Source organism: Pelagimonas varians (assembly GCF_003208435.1).
GTDB lineage: Bacteria > Pseudomonadota > Alphaproteobacteria > Rhodobacterales > Rhodobacteraceae > Pelagimonas > Pelagimonas varians.
Genome location: NZ_QKMF01000004.1, coordinates 284,280 through 302,745 on the forward strand (window position 1 = coordinate 284,280; position 18,466 = coordinate 302,745).

General features: G+C 54.2%; 17 protein-coding genes and 1 tRNA gene. 9 read left to right on the forward strand and 9 right to left on the reverse strand.

Annotated features, from left to right (window positions below):
* Nucleotides 1-48 precede the first annotated feature (48 nt).
* Genes gpt through fabI form a run of 4 tightly spaced genes read right to left on the reverse strand, consistent with a single transcriptional unit; the run spans nucleotide 49 to nucleotide 2,631 of the window.
* Nucleotides 49-555, reverse strand: a complete 507-nt coding sequence (gene gpt / locus C8N36_RS07505; RefSeq protein WP_110767848.1) for a xanthine phosphoribosyltransferase — start codon at nucleotides 553-555, stop codon at nucleotides 49-51.
* 36 nt (nucleotides 556-591) lie between these two features.
* Entirely contained in the window at nucleotides 592-1,203 is a 612-nt protein-coding gene (locus tag C8N36_RS07510) for a LysE family translocator (protein WP_097803881.1), read from the reverse strand.
* Nucleotides 1,204-1,806, reverse strand: a complete 603-nt coding sequence (locus C8N36_RS07515; RefSeq protein ID WP_097803880.1) for a LysE family translocator — start codon at nucleotides 1,804-1,806, stop codon at nucleotides 1,204-1,206.
* A gap of 18 nt (nucleotides 1,807-1,824) precedes the next feature.
* Nucleotides 1,825-2,631, reverse strand: a complete 807-nt coding sequence (fabI, locus tag C8N36_RS07520) for an enoyl-ACP reductase FabI (protein ID WP_097803879.1) — start codon at nucleotides 2,629-2,631, stop codon at nucleotides 1,825-1,827.
* A 142-nt stretch (nucleotides 2,632-2,773) separates the two neighbouring features.
* Here fabI and pdxH point away from each other — a divergent pair, with 142 nt between their 5' ends.
* The 6 genes from pdxH to C8N36_RS07550 all read left to right on the forward strand — a co-directional run bounded on the left by pdxH (nucleotide 2,774) and on the right by C8N36_RS07550 (nucleotide 10,356).
* Nucleotides 2,774-3,379, forward strand: a complete 606-nt coding sequence (gene pdxH, locus C8N36_RS07525; protein ID WP_097803878.1) for a pyridoxamine 5'-phosphate oxidase — start codon at nucleotides 2,774-2,776, stop codon at nucleotides 3,377-3,379.
* A 163-nt stretch (nucleotides 3,380-3,542) separates the two neighbouring features.
* The gene (locus C8N36_RS07530; RefSeq protein WP_097804136.1) at nucleotides 3,543-4,070 is read left to right on the forward strand and encodes a cold-shock protein; all 528 of its coding nucleotides are present in this window, start codon (nucleotides 3,543-3,545) and stop codon (nucleotides 4,068-4,070) included.
* The gene (locus tag C8N36_RS24500) at nucleotides 4,046-4,873 is read left to right on the forward strand and encodes a DUF192 domain-containing protein (RefSeq protein WP_245910751.1); all 828 of its coding nucleotides are present in this window, start codon (nucleotides 4,046-4,048) and stop codon (nucleotides 4,871-4,873) included. The genes C8N36_RS07530 and C8N36_RS24500 overlap by 25 nt, the downstream gene beginning before the upstream one ends.
* Before the next feature lie 56 nt (nucleotides 4,874-4,929).
* Nucleotides 4,930-5,006, forward strand: a tRNA-Pro gene (locus C8N36_RS07540).
* 562 nt (nucleotides 5,007-5,568) lie between these two features.
* Nucleotides 5,569-9,240, forward strand: a complete 3,672-nt coding sequence (locus C8N36_RS07545; protein ID WP_097803877.1) for a vitamin B12-dependent ribonucleotide reductase — start codon at nucleotides 5,569-5,571, stop codon at nucleotides 9,238-9,240.
* Nucleotides 9,241-9,486: 246 nt separating this feature from the next.
* Nucleotides 9,487-10,356 carry a glycosyltransferase family 2 protein gene (locus tag C8N36_RS07550; protein WP_097803876.1) on the forward strand — a complete coding sequence of 290 codons (870 nt, stop codon included), beginning with the start codon at nucleotides 9,487-9,489 and terminating at the stop codon, nucleotides 10,354-10,356.
* Nucleotides 10,357-10,425: 69 nt separating this feature from the next.
* On the opposite strand, the gene C8N36_RS07555 is transcribed toward C8N36_RS07550, so the two are convergent.
* Nucleotides 10,426-11,640 carry an NADP-dependent isocitrate dehydrogenase gene (locus tag C8N36_RS07555; RefSeq protein WP_097803875.1) on the reverse strand — a complete coding sequence of 405 codons (1,215 nt, stop codon included), beginning with the start codon at nucleotides 11,638-11,640 and terminating at the stop codon, nucleotides 10,426-10,428.
* Between the two features lie 304 nt (nucleotides 11,641-11,944).
* On the opposite strand from C8N36_RS07555, the gene C8N36_RS07560 reads away from it, so the two are divergent.
* On the forward strand, nucleotides 11,945-13,489 hold the full coding sequence (locus C8N36_RS07560) for a methyl-accepting chemotaxis protein (protein ID WP_170125832.1): 1,545 nt from the start codon (nucleotides 11,945-11,947) through the stop codon (nucleotides 13,487-13,489).
* A gap of 8 nt (nucleotides 13,490-13,497) precedes the next feature.
* On the opposite strand, the gene C8N36_RS07565 is transcribed toward C8N36_RS07560, so the two are convergent.
* Nucleotides 13,498-14,709, reverse strand: coding sequence for a multidrug effflux MFS transporter (locus tag C8N36_RS07565; RefSeq protein ID WP_097803873.1), 1,212 nt, complete (start codon nucleotides 14,707-14,709; stop codon nucleotides 13,498-13,500).
* Between the two features lie 133 nt (nucleotides 14,710-14,842).
* Between C8N36_RS07565 and C8N36_RS07570 the strand changes: the two genes are divergently transcribed.
* Entirely contained in the window at nucleotides 14,843-15,157 is a 315-nt protein-coding gene (locus tag C8N36_RS07570; RefSeq protein ID WP_097803872.1) for a hypothetical protein, read from the forward strand.
* Here the strand turns inward: C8N36_RS07570 and C8N36_RS07575 are convergent.
* From C8N36_RS07575 to C8N36_RS07585, 3 genes are all read right to left on the reverse strand, one after another.
* Nucleotides 15,154-15,522, reverse strand: a complete 369-nt coding sequence (locus C8N36_RS07575; RefSeq protein WP_097803871.1) for a potassium channel family protein — start codon at nucleotides 15,520-15,522, stop codon at nucleotides 15,154-15,156. The genes C8N36_RS07570 and C8N36_RS07575 overlap by 4 nt on opposite strands.
* Complete coding sequence (locus C8N36_RS07580) at nucleotides 15,519-16,163, reverse strand: DsbA family oxidoreductase (protein WP_097803870.1); 645 nt, start codon at nucleotides 16,161-16,163, stop codon at nucleotides 15,519-15,521. The genes C8N36_RS07575 and C8N36_RS07580 overlap by 4 nt, the downstream gene beginning before the upstream one ends.
* Nucleotides 16,164-16,231: 68 nt before the next feature.
* Nucleotides 16,232-17,737 carry a class I adenylate-forming enzyme family protein gene (locus C8N36_RS07585; RefSeq protein ID WP_097803869.1) on the reverse strand — a complete coding sequence of 502 codons (1,506 nt, stop codon included), beginning with the start codon at nucleotides 17,735-17,737 and terminating at the stop codon, nucleotides 16,232-16,234.
* 81 nt (nucleotides 17,738-17,818) lie between these two features.
* Here C8N36_RS07585 and C8N36_RS07590 point away from each other — a divergent pair, with 81 nt between their 5' ends.
* Complete coding sequence (locus tag C8N36_RS07590) at nucleotides 17,819-18,439, forward strand: helix-turn-helix domain-containing protein (protein ID WP_097803868.1); 621 nt, start codon at nucleotides 17,819-17,821, stop codon at nucleotides 18,437-18,439.
* Nucleotides 18,440-18,466: the final 27 nt, after the last annotated feature.

Consider the following 18,466-nt stretch of genomic DNA (forward strand, 5'->3'; position numbering starts at 1 on the left):
CCTCTGATCAAAAGGGGCGCAATCCGCTGTGGAACGCGCCCTTGTGGGTTAGTCGTCCAAGCCGGTGTATGGCTTGACGTATTGAAGTGCCATATCCCATGGGAAGAAGATCCAGGTGTCTTGGCTCACCTCGGTGATATAGGAATTCACCATAGGTTTGCCCATCGGTTTGGCGTAAATTGTTGCGACATGCGCGTTTGGCATGTGCTGGCGCACCACTTCGAGCGTTTTGCCGGTGTCGACCAGATCATCGATGATCAAAATGCCGGTGCCATCGCCAACCAGTTCCGGATCGGGGGCCTTGATCACTTGCGGTTCGGATTGGTTTTGGTGCTGGTAGCTTTTGACGCTGATCGTATCGACAAGGCGGATATCCAGCTCGCGCGCGATGATCATCGCCGGAGCCATGCCGCCACGGGTGATGGCCACAATGGCTTTCCAGCCTTTGCCCTCGGGGCTGAGATCTTGCAAACGCCAAGCCAGCGCCCGCGCATCGCGGTGCAATTGATCCCAGCTGACATGAAAGCCTTTTTCGTGGGGCAAACGGTCGGTCATGATGTGTTCCTTAAGTCAGGGCGAATAGGAGGGCGATTAGGTGAGGGCGATTTTCAGCCCGAATACAGCGATCAAAGTTCCAAAAACCCGATCCACAGACGTTTTGACACGGGCATAAAGCGCACGGGGTTTGGGAAGTGAAAAGACGCGGGCGACGGTCAAATACCACAAGATTTCATTGGCTCCAATCAGGGCAACCAGCAGAACCCGTGACAAGACAGTGGCGTCGTTTGGTAAAAGCCCGACAAAGACGGCACCAAAGAAAACGGCGGGTTTGGGATTGGTGGCAAAAGCCAAAAAACCCATGCGGATCGCTGCGGTCCGGCTGCGCGGTGCGTCAGTGCGGACGTCCGGCATCGGGGTTTTGGCATTGCGAAACATCAGATGGGCCAAATAGATCAAAAACAGCCCGCCGATGACCTTGAGCCCGACAAAGAGAACTGGGATCAATTCAAACAGCAGGGCCAATCCGGCCATGGCACCGGCGGCCCAGAGCATGGCACCCAACCCGTACCCGATGCTGAGCATCGCGGCGGTGCCAAACCCTTCGGTTGCGGCAGTGCGCAGGCAGAGCACAAAGGTTGGGCCAGGGCTGACAGCCGCCAAAAGGTGGATCAAACCGATCGATATGAAAACAGAAAGAGCCATTTACCGGCCCACCAAAAGTTTAAGACCAAGAAGGCCCAAAACAGCACCGGCGATCCGGTCGAACACCGGTTTGAGCCGCAGATAACCAGAGCGGGCAGGCGGCGTGGACAGCAATGCTGCAAAAAGGGAATAGGCGATGACCTCGACCACAAATTGATCGACCACAATGAATGCCTTTTCCCCCCAGCTGAGACCGGCGGGAAAGATCACCACCAGAACAGAAGCCGCAAAGATCATTGATTTCGGGTTGGCGACATTGACCAGAACACCGCCCCAAAACGCTTGGGCCCCCGGCTGCGGGCTGGCGGCCAGAGGCTGGGCTGCATTGCGCCACAACCCAATGGCAATCCAGATCAAATAGAGCGCACCAATGGTTTTAACGGCCAGATAGGCCCATGGAAACAATGTGAAAACAGCCTCTAGCCCCAAAAGGGCGGCCCCCATCCAAGTGGCGGCCATCAAGCTCAGACCTAGCCCGGTTGACAAGCCGACCCGCAAGCCACCTGTGATCGCCTGGCGCAAGGCGAACAAAAACGCAGGCCCCGGAGAGGCCAGCGCTGCAAGCAGCGTCAGGTTAAAGGCCAAAAGATGGGTCCAGTCCATGATCTGTCCTTTGACAGGTTAGCCTTTGGTGATGTCGGGCGCGTCCACGGCCTTCATGCCGACGACGTGATATCCGGCATCAACGTGCAGGTTTTCGCCGGTCACACCAGACCCCAGATCGCTCAGCAGGTACAGTGCGGATTTGCCAACATCATCTGTGGTCACATTGCGGCGCAGGGGTGAGTTATATTCGTTCCACTTCATGATGTAGCGGAAATCACCAATGCCGGACGCGGCCAGTGTTTTGATTGGGCCTGCAGAAATAGCGTTGACGCGGATACCGTCTTTGCCAAGGTCTTCGGCCAGATATTTCACCGAGGCCTCAAGCGCGGCTTTGGCGACACCCATTACGTTATAATGCGGCATCACTTGTTCGGCCCCGTAATAGGTCAGCGTCAGGGCGCTGCTCCCGGGTTTCATCATCTTTTCGGCGCGCTGCATGATGGCGGTGAAGCTGTAGACCGAGATATCCATCGTCATGGCAAAGTTGCCGCGCGAGGTGTCAACATAGCGGCCGCGCAATTCGCCTTTGTCGGAAAAGCCGATGGCATGCACGACAAAATCCAGCTCGCCCCATTTCTCCTTCAAAACCGCGAAAAGCTCGTCCATCGAAGATTCGTCGCCAACATCGCAAGGCAACACAATGTCACTGCCCAGCTGCGCGGCCAAAGGGCCAACCCGTTTTTTCAAAGCGTCGCCTTGATAGGAAAAGGCCAGTTCAGCGCCGGCGTCCGCACAGGCTTTGGCAATTCCCCAAGCGATCGATTTGTCATTGGCAAGGCCCATGATCAGGCCACGTTTTCCGACCATCAATTGGTTCGACATTATATGCTCTCCACCTGTCTGTGTTTCAAAGGTCTTTAGGCGATAGACAATCGCCCATCAAGGCTGGTCCTTTCATGGGTTGCACTTTGATACGTGTCAGGGAACACCTTATGACAAACACGAGGTCCCACAGGAGTTCCAAATGACAGATAGAACCGGTATCTTTGCAGGCAGCGATCCTTTTGCCATCGCTCAGACATGGCTGGACGCAGCTCAAGACAGTGAACCCAACGATCCCAATGCCATTGCATTGTCGACCGTGGATGCCGACGGATTGCCCAATGCGCGAATGGTTTTGCTCAAGGAAATCGAAAGCGATGCCTTTGTTTTTTATACAAACTATGGAAGCGCAAAGGCGCAAGAACTGGATGGGCAGGGCAAGGCGGCTTTTGTCATGCATTGGAAATCGCTGCGCCGTCAAGTGCGGGTGCGCGGTTTGATCTCCAAAGAGGATGGCCCCAAGGCGGATGAGTACTATGCCTCGCGGTCCCTCAAAAGCCGGTTGGGGGCCTGGGCGTCCGACCAATCACAGCCCTTGTCATCGCGGGCCAGTTTGATGGCGGATGTGGCCAAGATTACGGCCACCAAGGGCCCAAACCCGGCACGGCCCCCGTTTTGGGGGGGGTACAGGATTCGCCCTCTTGAAATCGAGTTTTGGGCGGATGGCGCGTTCCGGTTGCACGATCGGTTTCGGTGGACGCGTTCTGATTGTGCCGCCCCTTGGGAGATCGTCCGGTTGAACCCATAAATGCCAATAATCGAATGGTTCAAACGGATAGCTGAAACTATTTTGGTTAGGGGGCGCTGGGATGCTGACACAAAATAGAGCAATTTGTACACCTTGAATTCCTGCGACGAAATGATCCAAGACAGTCGGTGGGGATACGTCAGTACATCACTGGAAGGTGAGTTTGAAACAGAACGAGACAGAAGTAAGGCAGTTACTAGGCAAGGTTAAATGGTTTGACCCGGTAAAAGGGTTTGGGTTTGTTGTTGCTGATGAGGGAGGGCCGGATATTTTGCTGCATGCAAATGTCCTGCGTAACTTCGGGCAAAGCTCAGTAGCTGACGGAGCGCAGATTGAGATCGAGGTTCAAGAGACCGATCGCGGTGTGCAAGCAACAGAAGTGTTACGAATTGATCCACCCGAGGCTGCGGACACCGCGCCTTTGGCGGATTTTGAACATATCGATCCAGAGATCATGGCGCAGGCGGAACTTGAACCGGCGCGTGTGAAATGGTTCGACAAGGCCAAAGGCTTTGGGTTTGCAAATGTATTTGGAAAACCCGATGATGTGTTTATTCATATCGAAGTTCTGCGCCGGTCGGGACTGTCGGAATTGCAACCGGGCGAAGCCCTTGCAGTCCGTGTCGTTGACGGCAAGCGTGGGCGTATGGCGATGGAAGTGAACGCATGGGAAGCAGCCTTGTCTCGGTAAACAGTGTCGCGCGCAACAGCGCGGCCGCCTTGGCCGTTAGTTTTGTTGTGGCGATACCTGCTTTGGCAGACAAGAATGCGCCCGAACTAAATCTGGATCCACCGATGATTGTGGATCCAGCCATAGATCAGTTCAAAAAAGATCAGGGGGAGGACGCACCGGTTAGCGCCCCTTCGATTGTGGTTCCGGCCCCCGGAATTGCACCGCAGACATCACTAAATCCGGTGGCATCTATGACCGAAAACCCTATTCCCGATTCTCCTGACAAGAGCAGTGGCTCTGAAGAAGGACCGCCCGACGGTCGGGATGATGGTCTGGCTGACGGGCAGAGCGCTGCGCCGGTCAGTTCGGAACCGGACGCGATTATACCAACCGCAGAAACCGCACCAAAACCAAGCATGTCCTGTCCGGCAGATGTTGTTTGGTTGCGCGGTGATTTTGGCAAGGCGCGATTCACCGTTGATGTTGCCGACACTCGCAGTTCGCGGGCACAGGGGTTGATGAATGTTCCCTTCATGCCGGCCAGTCGCGGGATGCTTTTTGTATATGAGTATCCGCAAAAGGTGGCGTTTTGGATGAAAAACACGCTGATTCCTTTGGACATCATTTATATCGATGAAAACGGCGTGGTTGCCAGCATACAGGCCAATGCGATTCCCGGTGATGTGACACCGCTGCCCGGCGAGGGCCTTGTACAGTATGTGTTGGAAATCAATGGCGGAATGGCGGCTGACATGGGTATTTTGCCCGGCGTTCAGATCCAACATCCAGCAATTTTTTCACCAATTTGGCCTTGTGAGTAATTTTCCGTCGAATGGGGGTTTTCATCCGGAATAACTCTCGCTAAACAGCCCTCAGTCGGGGCGTGGCGCAGCTTGGTAGCGCGTCTGTTTTGGGTACAGAAGGTCGTGAGTTCGAATCTCGCCGCCCCGACCACTTCACCAAATTTGAACTAAATGTAGACGCCCGCGGGCGGCCGAGTTCTATCTTTCCCTATATTTAGTGTTCGCCTTAAGGTTGATTCGGAGCGTTCCTCCTTGTTCGTGCCTTCTGCGCCACATCTTTCCCGTGTTAATAAAGATTAACCAAAATGGCCGGTTATCTTCAGGGGCTTTATCAACAACTGTGGATAACCGTGCCGGTATATTGGGTTTTTCCATGTGTTAATTGGGCAAGGCATCGTTAACCTTCTGTGGGTGAATCGGGGGGCGAATACTTCCCCTAGTGGGGGCAAGTTTCGTCAACACAAAATATATGTAGAAACTGTGAAAAAATCCGTTGACCCAAACCCCAGATATCAGCAATTTGTGCAGGCCGGTCGGGAAGCATACTATATATAGTAGCCTTGGCCGCATGGGGACACGACACTCTTTTGGAACCACTTCACACCGGTGACCGCCGGTGCCTGCACGGAACTCGTGCGGGATGGATGTCTTTTTCCGATGCCCTGCAGCAGGGGGCGTTACCACTCGGACAAGCCAGACACGGGGCAGTACAAATGAAAATCGAGCGCAAGTTTACCAAAGCAGGCCAAGACGCATATGAGGGTGTCGAATTCGTCACCACCAGCTCTGAAATCCGCAATCCGGACGGGACTGTTGTCTTCTCTAATGACAATCTCGAAGTGCCGGCAAAGTGGAGCCAGGTCGCCAGCGATGTGATTGCGCAAAAGTATTTTCGAAAAGCCGGTGTTCCCGTTGCACTGAAATCCGTTCCCGAGGACGGTGTTCCTGAGTTTTTGTGGCGGTCCGTGCCCGCAGTAAAAGGCACCAAGGAAATCGGCGAGCATTCTGCCAAGCAGGTGTTTGACCGTCTGGCGGGCGCTTGGGCCTATTGGGCATGGAAGGGGGGCTATTTCACCACCGACGAAGATGCCCGCGCCTATTTCGACGAAATGCGCTATATGCTGGCCACGCAGATGGCCGCGCCAAACAGCCCGCAGTGGTTCAACACAGGTTTACATTGGGCCTACGGTATCGACGGTCCCGGTCAGGGCCATTTTTATGTCGACTACAAGACCGGCAAGCTGACCGCCTCTGACAGCGCTTATGAGCACCCACAGCCGCATGCCTGCTTTATTCAGTCCGTCAGCGATGATCTGGTCAAAGAAGGCGGCATCATGGACCTGTGGGTCCGCGAGGCGCGCTTGTTCAAATACGGTTCCGGCACTGGCACCAACTTTTCGTCACTGCGTGCCGAGGGCGAATCGCTTTCGGGGGGCGGCAAGTCGTCTGGCCTGATGGGCTTTTTGAAGATTGGTGACCGCGCTGCTGGCGCAATCAAGTCGGGCGGCACAACGCGCCGCGCCGCGAAAATGGTGATTTGCGACGCCGATCACCCCGATATCGAAGAATTCATCAACTGGAAGGTCAAGGAAGAGCAAAAAGTTGCTTCCATTGTCGCCGGTTCAAAAATGCACGAGAAAATGCTGAACGGCATTTTCGATGCAATCAAAGCTTGGGATGGCGCTGTTGAAGCGGCCTATAACCCCAAAGAAAACGCGGGCCTGAAAACTGCCATTCGCGACGCTAAAAAGACGATGATCCCAGAGACATACGTCAAGCGCGTTCTCGACTATGCAAAACAGGGCTACGCAAGCATCGAATTCCCGACCTATGACACCGATTGGGACAGCGAAGCATACGCTTCGGTTTCGGGCCAAAACTCGAACAACTCGATTCGCGTCACCGATGCCTTCCTGAAGGCTGTCAAAGAAGACAAAGATTGGGAATTGATCCGCCGCACCGATGGCTCGGTCGCCAAAACCATCAAAGCCCGTGATCTTTGGGAAAATGTTGGCCATGCTGCATGGGCCTGCGCCGATCCCGGAATCCAGTTCCACGACACCGTGAACGCGTGGCACACGTGCCCCGAAGATGGCGCGATCCGCGGATCAAACCCGTGTTCGGAATACATGTTTCTGGATGACACCGCCTGTAACCTAGCGTCGATGAACCTGCTGACCTTTTTGGACGGTGACCGCTTCGATGCCGAAAGCTATATGCACGCGACCCGCCTATGGACCCTGACGCTCGAAGTCAGTGTGACCATGGCGCAGTTCCCTTCTAAAGAGATTGCGCAGCGGTCTTACGACTTCCGTACCTTGGGTCTGGGCTATGCCAATATCGGCGGTTTGTTGATGAACCTCGGCTTTGGCTATGACTCGGTCGAAGGTCGGGCGCTGGCCGGATCGCTGACCGCAATCATGACCGGCGTATCTTATGCGACTTCGGCTGAGATGGCTGGCGAATTGGGGCCGTTCTCTGGCTACAAGCGCAACAAGGAACACATGCTGCGCGTCATCCGCAACCACCGGAACGCCGCCCATGGTGCAACCACTGGCTACGAGGGGCTGGACATCCAACCTGTGCCGCTGGATCACGCTGGTTGCCCCGATGGCACCTTGGTTGAGCTGGCCATGAGCTGCTGGGACGAAGCGCTGCGCCTTGGCAAACAGCACGGCTATCGCAATGCACAGGTTTCGGTGATTGCCCCGACCGGCACCATTGGTCTGGTCATGGATTGCGATACAACCGGTATCGAGCCTGACTTTGCATTGGTGAAATTCAAGAAACTTGCCGGTGGCGGGTATTTCAAGATCATCAACCGCTCGGTTCCTGCCGCGCTTGACACTTTGGGGTATTCCAGCGCGCAGATCGAAGAAATCATCAGCCATGCTGTCGGTCACCAGACCCTTGGCAATGCACCGGGTATCAATCACACCTCTTTGATCGGCCACGGTTTTGGTCCGGCCCAAATTGACAAGCTTGAGGCGGCCCTGCCGAGTGCCTTCGACATCCGCTTTGTGTTCAACCAATGGACCTTGGGCGAGGCGTTCTGCAAAGATGTTCTGGGCATTCCAACCGCAAAACTGAATGATCCGACCTTCGATTTGCTACGCCATCTGGGCTATACCAAAGCGGATGTTGATGCGGCGAATGATCATGTTTGCGGCACCATGACCCTTGAGGGTGCACCGCATTTGCGGACCGAAGACTATGCTGTCTTTGACTGTGCCAACCCATGCGGCAAAACCGGCAAACGCTATTTGTCAGTTAATGCGCATATCGACATGATGGCGGCTGCGCAGTCCTTTATCTCGGGGGCGATTTCCAAGACCATCAACATGGCAAATGACGCCACCATCGAAGATTGCCAAGCTGCCTATGAACGCAGCTGGAAGATGGGTGTCAAAGCCAACGCGCTCTACCGTGACGGCTCGAAACTGTCCCAGCCTTTGGCATCTGCATTGGTCGAAGATGACGATGATGCGGCAGAGGTTCTGGAAACGGGTAATCCGGCAGCAAAAGCGCAGGTTCTGGCCGAAAAAATCGTTGAAAAGATCGTTGTCAAAGAGATCATCAAATCCGAGCGCACCAAGATGCCGGAACGCCGCAAGGGCTATACGCAAAAGGCCATCGTTGGCGGTCACAAAGTATATCTGCGCACTGGCGAATACGAAGGCGGTGCGCTTGGCGAAATCTTTATCGACATGCACAAAGAGGGTGCCGGTTTCCGTGCGATGATGAACAACTTTGCCATCGCGGTTTCAGTTGGTCTGCAATACGGCGTGCCGCTTGAGGAATTCGTAGACGCATTCACCTTCACCAAATTCGAGCCTGCGGGCATGGTGCAGGGCAACGACAGCATTAAAAATGCGACTTCCATCCTTGACTATATCTTCCGCGAATTGGCTGTGTCTTATCTGGATCGGACCGATCTGGCGCATGTTAAACCCGAAGGTGCATCCTTTGACGATCTTGGCCGCGGCCAAGAAGAGGGAGTTGCAAACGTCAAGGAACTGTCTGAAACTGCAGCGAATAAATCTCTGGCCGTGCTGAAACAGATCAGTTCAACCGGCTATTTGCGCAAACGGTTGCCGCAAGAATTGGTCGTATTGCAAGGCGGGCAGGCGGGCGGCATGGTCTTTGGCCAAACCGGCACTGATCCGGTGCAGGCGCTGAACACTTTGGTTCCGGAGACTTCTGACGGGCCAGTTGCGACAGCCGCAACAATGGAGACCAGCATGCCTGCCATGAACGCCGTCAGCCGCGCGAAAATGCAGGGCTACGAGGGCGAGGCCTGCGGCGACTGCGGGAACTACACACTGGTGCGCAACGGCACCTGTATGAAGTGCAACACCTGCGGATCGACATCCGGGTGCAGCTAACACACAAGACAAAGGGCAGGTGGTAAACCTGCCCTTTGCAGTTTTCTGGGGTACGTGCGCGTATCCTGAACGGAGATAGGGCCGCAGGCAAAATCAAGGGCGGTGAAACATAGGAGCCCTATCGACGAAACTAGACGGGTCCCTTAGGGGGCCCTTTTTTTGTGCGCTGGGTTCGATTTCAAGGGTACCTTGGGCTGTTGCGACCTTTGGCTATGGGTTAGATTTGGTGTCAAAGGGGACATACCTATGAAAATCGCAGCTTTGACCATGGTACACCGCGACCACTGGGCCTTGTCGCGCTGGTATGCCCATCACGCGGCGCATTTTGGGCCGGAGAACCTGTTTATTGTAGCGCATGGTGCCGATCCTCTGATTCAGGAAATTTGCCCCAAAGCCAGTGTTTTAACCATTGCCCGCGATGGGTTTGACGATTTCGATAAAAAACGCGGTGCCGTTTTAGATGGAATTCACTCCGGGCTGTCAGCTGTCTATGATTGGGTTGTCCGAACCGATGCGGATGAGCTGATTTGTTATGATCCCGATCAGTACGGCTCTTTGGCCGAGGCGATTATAGGCGATCACGGCGCGCCTGTTGTCACGGCTTTGGGCTTTGATCTGGTTGAAATGCCCGGTGACGCGCCAATAGCAGAAGGACCGGTGTTTGGGCAGCGCCGTCATATTGCCTTTAGCGGGCATTATTCCAAGGCGGTCGCATCCCGGCGGGCCATCGATTTTTCCCTGCACGGCGTCCGTGTTGCGGCGCGCAGATTGGCTGGCTTTCCCTTTGAAATGCCAAGGGGGCTATTTTTGGCCCATTTAAAATACGCCAATACGGCGGCCTTAGAGGACGCAAGCAAGGTGCGGATGCAGGTGGGAAATTCCGGCGGGCACGGCTTGCCCGGGGCCGGATGGCAGGCCGCGGAGGCAGATTCGGTGGCGTTTAAAGCCGTTTTTGCGGACAAACCGGTGTTGCCGTGGGAAAAGGCCGAGGCCAAAGCCCATGCGACCCTTTCCATCAAGCCGGCACGTTTAGAGCGGCACAACGTCGTAAAAGCCCGAGCGTTGAAGCTGCCATTTCGAACGCAAATACCGCCAAGATTTCACGGGCAGGGATAGGCCGGAAGGCGTGCAAAACTCACGACGTCCGAAGCCCCAAATCAGGCTTCGGACATTTGTTGGTTGACGTTAGCCAGCCAGTGCTTTGTTCAGGTTTTCGTCAATCTTTTCAAGGAAGCCCATGGTTGTGAGCCAGCCCTGATTGGGACCAACCAACAGGGCCAGATCCTTGGTCATATGTCCGGATTCCACCGTATCGATGATCACCTTTTCAAGCGTTTCGGCAAAGCCCTGCAGCGCTTCGTTTTCATCCAGCTTCGCACGGTGCTTAAGCGCTCCGGTCCACGCATAGATGGACGCGATCGAGTTGGTAGACGTCGCTTCACCGGCCTGATGTTGGCGATAATGGCGGGTGACGGTGCCGTGGGCGGCCTCGGCCTCAACGATCTTGCCATCCGGTGTCATCAACTGCGATGCCATCATGCCCAATGACCCAAAACCTTGTGCCACGGTATCGGATTGTACGTCGCCGTCATAGTTTTTGCAGGCCCAGACAAAGCCGCCGTTCCATTTCAAAGCACAAGCCACCATGTCATCGATCAGACGGTGTTGGTATTCAATACCGGCTTCCTTGAATTGGGCTTCAAACTCTTCTTCAAAAATCTCCTGAAACAGGTCTTTGAAACGACCGTCGTAGGCCTTGAGAATGGTGTTTTTGGTCGACAAATAGACCGGCCAGCCCAGATTGAGCCCGTAATTCAGGGATGCGCGGGCGAAATCACGAATGGAATCGTCCAGATTGTACATGCCCATAGTGACGCCGGCACTTGGCGCGTCATAGATTTCTTTTTCGATGACAGTGCCGTCGTCGCCCTCGAATTTCATCGTGATCTTGCCCTTACCGGGAAAGCGGAAATCCGTGGCTTTGTATTGATCGCCAAAGGCATGACGGCCCACAACGATCGGCTGTGTCCAACCGGGAACAAGGCGCGGCACGTTTTTGCAAATAATCGGCTGGCGGAACACAACACCACCCAGGATGTTGCGGATGGTGCCATTTGGGCTGCGCCACATTTTTTTCAGCCCAAATTCCTCAACCCGCTGCTCATCCGGAGTGATCGTTGCACACTTTACGGCAACGCCAACCTCCTTGGTTTTTTCGGCGGCGTCGATGGTGATTTGGTCCTCGGTCCGGTCGCGTTCTTCGATGCCCAGATCATAATAGAGCAAATCAATGTCAAGGTAGGGCAAAATCAAATTGTCTTTGATGAAATGCCAAATAATACGGGTCATTTCATCCCCGTCCATTTCAACAATCGGATTCGTTACCTTGATCTTGGTCATCGCAATCTCACTTTACTGGCGCGTGTGTTTGAACGCTTCATAACCTACTTTGGTTGCTGAGAAAAGACTGTATGCAATGGTATACTGAAATCACATCAAAAGAATGGCGGCAATTGAAGGCAGTTTCTTGGCGGCGTTAAAGGCTGCGAAACGCAACTGGTGTAGCGATGAATGGGGGTACAAAGACCTGCATCGTCTGATTTGGAATGGCATTTCACCCAAAAATGGATTGGTCCGCAGGCTGCGTACAAAAAGTATCTGGTCCCTGTACAGGCAGGGTGTTGGTGAGATGGAGAGCAGTTTGATGAGTGTTTTGTTGCGGGTTTCTGAAAGGCTCCAAGCTTGGGATCTTCCTTTGATGACATCCTTGTTTTTGGTGCCCATTACTTTGTTTTCAGCCGCATTCGCAGGCTCTTCTCTGGCCGTGGCCGCAGTCGGTTCTCTGGGGATGGCAGCGGCAGCTGTGTTGTCCCATCGCTTGGCACCCAAATTTTCCGACTATATAAAAACCGCCTCTGTTTTGGGGCAAACGATGTTGATCACGGCACTGTTCGAAGGGCATGCGTGGCAAACAGACACCCACGTTTTGTATTTTGCATTTTTGGCTTTGGTGTCAACAATGGGTCGTATTCCTGTGCTGTTTTGGGCAAGTAGCCTGACAATCGCGCATCAGATGGTATTGGCTACCGTTGCTCCAAGTTTGCTGTTTCCTTCCGCCGGATTGGTTGAGAATCTGACGCGCAGCGGTTTTCACAGTGGCGTGGTTCTGATCGAAGCGTTCATTTTGGCCATCGCGATTGCGCAGCGCACCGCTGACGCACGAAAAATTGAGATTAAAAGCAAAGAGTTGGAGGCAGAGACGCGTCTCACCGCTGATGCGCACAAAGATGCGCAAGAGGCGCATGAAAAAGCCAGAAGTGTGATTGCCGCCTTGCGAAACACCCTAACGCAATTGGCAGGTCGCAATTTGACGTGTCACATTCAGGACGGATTTCCTGAAGAATACGATGTCTTGCGGGAAGATTTTAACATCGCGGTTGAAACCCTTCGTGAAGCATTTTCGCGAGCAGATGGGGTTGCGGATGAGCTGGCGCTTGATGCGATGCAACTGGTCAAAGCGGTGCATAGCATGTCTCAGCTTACTGATGCGCAGGCAGGTTCCCTAACTGACATGAACACGACGGCGACTGAGTTAAAAGCCGCGTTGGCAAAAACGGCTGAGCAGGCCAGCCACGCGGCCATGAGCGCTGGTGAAGTGCGCTCCAGTGCGATGCAGGGCGGTGAGGTTACTCAAAACGCTATTGAAGCCATGCAGATGATTGAATCTTCATCGCGCGAAATCTCACAAATCGTCGACTTGATTGATGATGTATCGTTTCAAACCAACCTTTTGGCGCTTAATGCTGGTGTTGAGGCTGCACGTGCCGGAGAAGCAGGCAAAGGGTTCGCTGTTGTGGCTGCCGAAGTCAGACAGCTGGCCCAAAGCACTTCTGAGGCGGCCAGTGGAATCAAACGTCTGATCACAAAAAGCAGCGATCAGGTCAGTAGTGGAGCCGAATTGGTGAATGCCGCCGGTCGCCACCTAGAGCAAATTGAAGGCAAAATTGCGGAGATGGATGGTTTGGCATCCTCAATTTCTGATCAAAACCATCAGCAGGCCGAGGCATTGGCACGGCTACATGGGATGGTCGAGAAAGCCGACACCGAAACAAAGAAAACGGTGGAAATGGGGGGGCAGCTTGGTGCCATGAGCCGCCGTTTGACCATGGCCTCCAAAAAACTGTCCGAAGATTTGGCGGCCTTTTCCCTAACTGATGAAGATTTGTTGGACGGGGCTAAGGCGGCTTAGCCCTCTAATTAGGCGGACGCATGCGACCTTTCGGCCTTTGCCATGAACAGCATCGTGATCAAAGCGAAGGCTGTGTATGTCAAAATACCCAGTACCAAGGGCGTGATGGTTCCGGAAAAGCTAAGGCTAATCGGGGCGGCCAACAAAACCGCCACAACCGTCGCGATAAATCCCATGATGGACGCGGCCAGTCCTGCGATATTGCCCATGGGCTCCATTGCGATGGCGTTCAGATTTCCCAACGTCAGACCAACTTGGAAAAACACGGTCGTTTGCCAAATCACAAATGTATAAAAGGCTGCATCGCCGGAGATGCCCATGATCACGCTGCCCAACATCACCGAGCTGAACAACATTTGAGCCCGTAAAATTCCTGACACAAGACGCCGCATACCGACCCGCATCACCAAGGTCGCATTCACAAATCCAGAGGTTCCAGCCAGCACCGCGACGCCGCCAAACCAGTAGGGAAAGCTGTCGGCCCGCCCGAATACTTCATCATAAACAGGTTGAACCATCGAAACCATTGAAAACAAGATCGCGAAACAAAAGCCTTGCGCGACAATCGACAAACGGACCACTGGGTTTCGAAACATATCGCAGGTCGCCGACCACAGTGACCGCGCCGTAAAGGGGCGGCGTTTATCAACGGGCAATGTTTCAGGTAGACGCAGAGCAAACCATAAACTTGAAATACCGGCAAATATTGCGAAGGACCAAAAAACTGCGGGCCACCCGCTCCAGGCAATTAAAATGGATCCAAACAGTGGGGCGATTGCTGGCACCATGGTGAAAATGATCATCACAAAAGAAATGGTTCGGGCCATTTCCCGCCCGGAAAACAGATCCCGTAAAACTGCCATCGACACGACCCGTGGGCCAGCCGCGCCGAGCCCCTGGACAAAGCGGGTTACCAATAGCATTTCCAGACTGTCGGATTTTGCTGCGATAAGAGCGGCGATGATATAAAGGCAGCCGCCTCCAAGCACGACAGGTTTGCGCCCCAACCAATCTGATAAGGGGCCAGTGATCAGCGTTCCGACCCCCATGCCAAAGACAAAGCTCGTCACTACAAATTGTGCCCGATTCACGTCTTGCGGGGTCAAGGTTTCCGCGATTTCCGGGAGCGCGGGCAACATTGCATCGATTGAAAAGGCTATCGTGGCAAAAAGCATCGCAATAATTGAGATAATTTCAAGCTTTGAAGGAAGGGCGCGCATAAAACCTCGCAGGCAAAGACAAGCGCGTAGCAGCCATCGCTTTGAAAGAACAGGTCGATCCGGTGCGAATTTTGCGCTTTATTAATCCGATTAAATCTGTCAGGTAATGCGAAATCAAAATAGGAGACCACCAATGCCCCACATCCGCAGTTTAACCGCAGCCGCGCTTTTCCTTGTCGGAACAGGCGCGTTTGCGTCTGGCCCAGGAGAAAACCATGGCGGCGAAGCCTACCTTGACGGTGGCGTTTTCACATATGATGTATTTGAACAGTCGGTGGATCACGTCGATTTGGAAAACTGTCCAACAGAGTTCGATCCGGATGTTGTTTTCTGCCGCATGACATTGGCCTCTGAGATGGCCAACATCTTTGTGTTTGCATTTGACGGTGACCAGCCACTTTTGGCGGTCAAAAGCTATGAACTTGGCGAAGACTTCTTGCCGTTCTAAGACCTGTAATCGGGTTCCTGATTGTCCGGAGCCCGATCTTGGTTGGCAGTCTGCGGTTCTTCACGGCCCAGCGTTGCATGAAGAGTTTCGGTATGATGTTCACGTCGGCGAATTGCGTAATGGCCGAATTGTTGGATCGCAGCTGCAAAAATCCCCAGCCCGGTAATGATAAAAACGGTGGTTCCAATTTTTCCGATAGCAGTGGCGGGCACCAGTTCCCCGTAACCAACCGTCGATAGGGTGACCACAGTAAAGAAATACGAATCCAGCCAGGACCATTCTTCAACAACGTGAAAAAAAACAGTTCCGATTGAAATCACCGCGATCATCATGGCGACCAATGTCATCACCTTGTAGCCGTTCATGCGGATTGGCCTTCTCCTTGACGCAATTCCGCAATGACCTGCGCCCAAAGTTCCGGTGGCTGCGCACCCGGCACCGCATGTTTGCCAGCGACGATAAAGGTTGGCACTGAATTGATGCCCATACCGCGTGCAGCTGCATCGCGCTCAACAATTTCGCGCTTGTCTTCATCCAAAGACAAAAGACGCAACACCACGCTTGCGTCCATCGCACAGCCATCGGCAATATCGGCCAGAACGTCATGGTCCGAAATGTCCCGACCATCGACGAAATAGGCCTGAAACAAGGACGACACAACGGCGATTTGCGTGCCTTCAACACCGGACCAATGGATCAGCCGGTGTGCATCGACAGTGTTCGGAGTACGTTTGATCAAATCGAGATTAATGTCCAATCCGGCGGCAGCGGCGGCTTCATGCACGGGCATGTAGGCTTGGATCGCGCCATCCTTGCCTCCGAATTTGCCTTCGAGATAGGCACGGCGATCCATGCCTTCGGCTGGCATCGCTGGATTCAACATGAATGGCAGCCAGCGGATTTGGAATGGATGATCGTGATGATCGGCCAAGGCTTTGTCGAGATGGGCCTTTCCGATATAGCACCAAGGGCAAATCGGGTCGGAAAAGATGTCGAGTTGGATCATGAATCGTGTCCTTTTGGCCGGCAACGACCCAGATGTATCAATGCAGTGCCCGAATGGCGAGGCTTGCGTTATGAGCTGTCTTTTAAGCGCTGTCGCAACAATTTGCCATTGGGGTTTTTAGGCATGGCTTCAATGCGGACAAAACTGCGCGGGCATTTGTATTTTGCCAGTCGCTGACCGGCGATGTCTTTGAGTTGGTCTTCGTCCAAGGGCGCTGCAGACGTGTAAAAAGCCGTGATAAGGCGCACGTCGGCTTTGACTGCAATATCGGTCACGGCCAATTCCGTCACACCGGGCAATCCATGTAAGGCGGCTTCGACCTCAAGTGGAGAAACGCGATAGCCGCCCGCGTTCATCATATCGTCATTGCGACCCAGATAGGTGATCTGGCCGTCTGTATCCATCATCGCTTGATCGCCGGTTAAGAACCAGTCACCGACAAACTTGTCTTGGGTCGCATCTGGTGCGCCGATGTATTCCAGCATCAAGCCGGGATCGCTGCTGTGGACTGCGATCACGCCTTCGGTGCCCAAAGGAACAGGTGAACCGGAATCATCCAAAATTGCAATCCGGCGGCCATGTTGCGGGCTGCCCAAGGTTCCGGCTTTGCTGGGGGCTGACGGTGATGCTGAAATGAAGGTTGAGCATTCCGACATGCCGTAGGCTTCATATATTCGGGTTCCGGTACGGTCTTGCCAGCCTTCACGCAAGCTGGAGGATAGTTTTTCACCGGCGGCCAATCCGTGCCGCAGATGCGGCAAGTCAGGGGATGGGAACTTGAGTATCTGGCGGTAAACCCCCGGTGCAGCAGCAAAAATGCTTGCTTTATACCGGTGCAATAACAGGGCCAACTGCGCAGGATCCGTGCCATCGACAGGAATCAGGGCCGTCGCACCGCGCGTCCACGGGTCCATCAACCCGGTGCCCAGCGTGTAGGTCCAGTTGAACGCTCCGGCGTGTAGCAAAATGTCGTCTGACTTCAGGTCATACCAGCCATCCATCATCATCTGCCGCGCCCAGATTGCCCGATGGGCATGGCCAACCGCCCGCGGCGTTCCCGACGTGCCGGAGGTATAGATGATATAGGCCAAGCGGTTCGGATCGCCCAAGTTGAACTCGGCCGGTGGCAGGTCATGCCAGCCCTCATACTGTGCAGCAGTAAAAACGGGAATATCGACGTTCGGGCAGGCAATGCCGTCGCCGCGCAAAATCGCTGCCGGAGACAGTTGTGCAAGAATCTTCGACACTTCGATTTCGGTCAGCTGTGACGAGGTCGGAACGGGAATAATACCGGCGGCGATTGCCCCCAGATAGGCAATCGGAAAATCCACCGAATTGCCTAGGCGCATCAGCATAATGTCACCGGGCTTCAACCCGCTTTCCAACAATCCCGTCGCCGTTCCCAAAATGGCTGAGGTCAGCGCGCCATAACTCCAATCCTTGTGCGTTGTGGGCGACACAATGGACAGCGCGGTTTTCTCGGGGCATTTGAGGCCTGCGAACAAAACATACTGCGCCAGATTGAAGGGCGTCGGGCAGGGCGCAAGCGCGCCTGTGTCAAAAAGTGATTGCATGGGCTTGACCTAAGCCTCGCGGCGCATCGGTTCAAGTTGATTGCTTGCCTGAACGATGCTCTGCGCCTATAGCAGGACACTATGACGCGAGATCCAAAATCCCTTATCAGTATTGCACGCGAAAATGGCGACGATACCGTTCCAGAGCCTCTCGACTTGGGGGTGCGCGTGCGCGACCTGCGCAAGGAAAAGAACTGGACGTTGGAACAGGCCGCCAAGCAGGCCGGTCTGGCACGGTCCACGCTCTCCAAGATTGAGAACGGGCAGATGTCACCAACCTATGACGCGCTGAAAAAGCTGGCTGTCGGGTTGGAAATCAGTGTGCCGCAGCTGTTTACGCAGCCGCAGCAGGAAAAGGTCAATGGCCGGATGGCGGTCAACCGCTCGGGCGAAGGGCAGCAACATGCCACCGCGACCTATGAACACGAACTGCTGGCTGAAAATCTGACGCGCAAGAAAATGCTTCCGTATCGGGCGCGGGTGCGGGCGCGGACAATGGAAGAATTTGACGGTTGGGTCCGCCACGATGGCGAAGAATTTTTGTATGTACTGACCGGTGTGGTGCGGCTCTATACCGAATTCTATGGCCCGATTGAAATGCGCCGCGGTGACAGTGCCTATTACGATTCCACCATGGGACATAACGTGATTTCGGTGTCTGACGAAGATGCATCCATTTTGTGGGTCACGTCTCTGACCTAAGTCCGAAGAAAAAGAAGTAATGAAAAA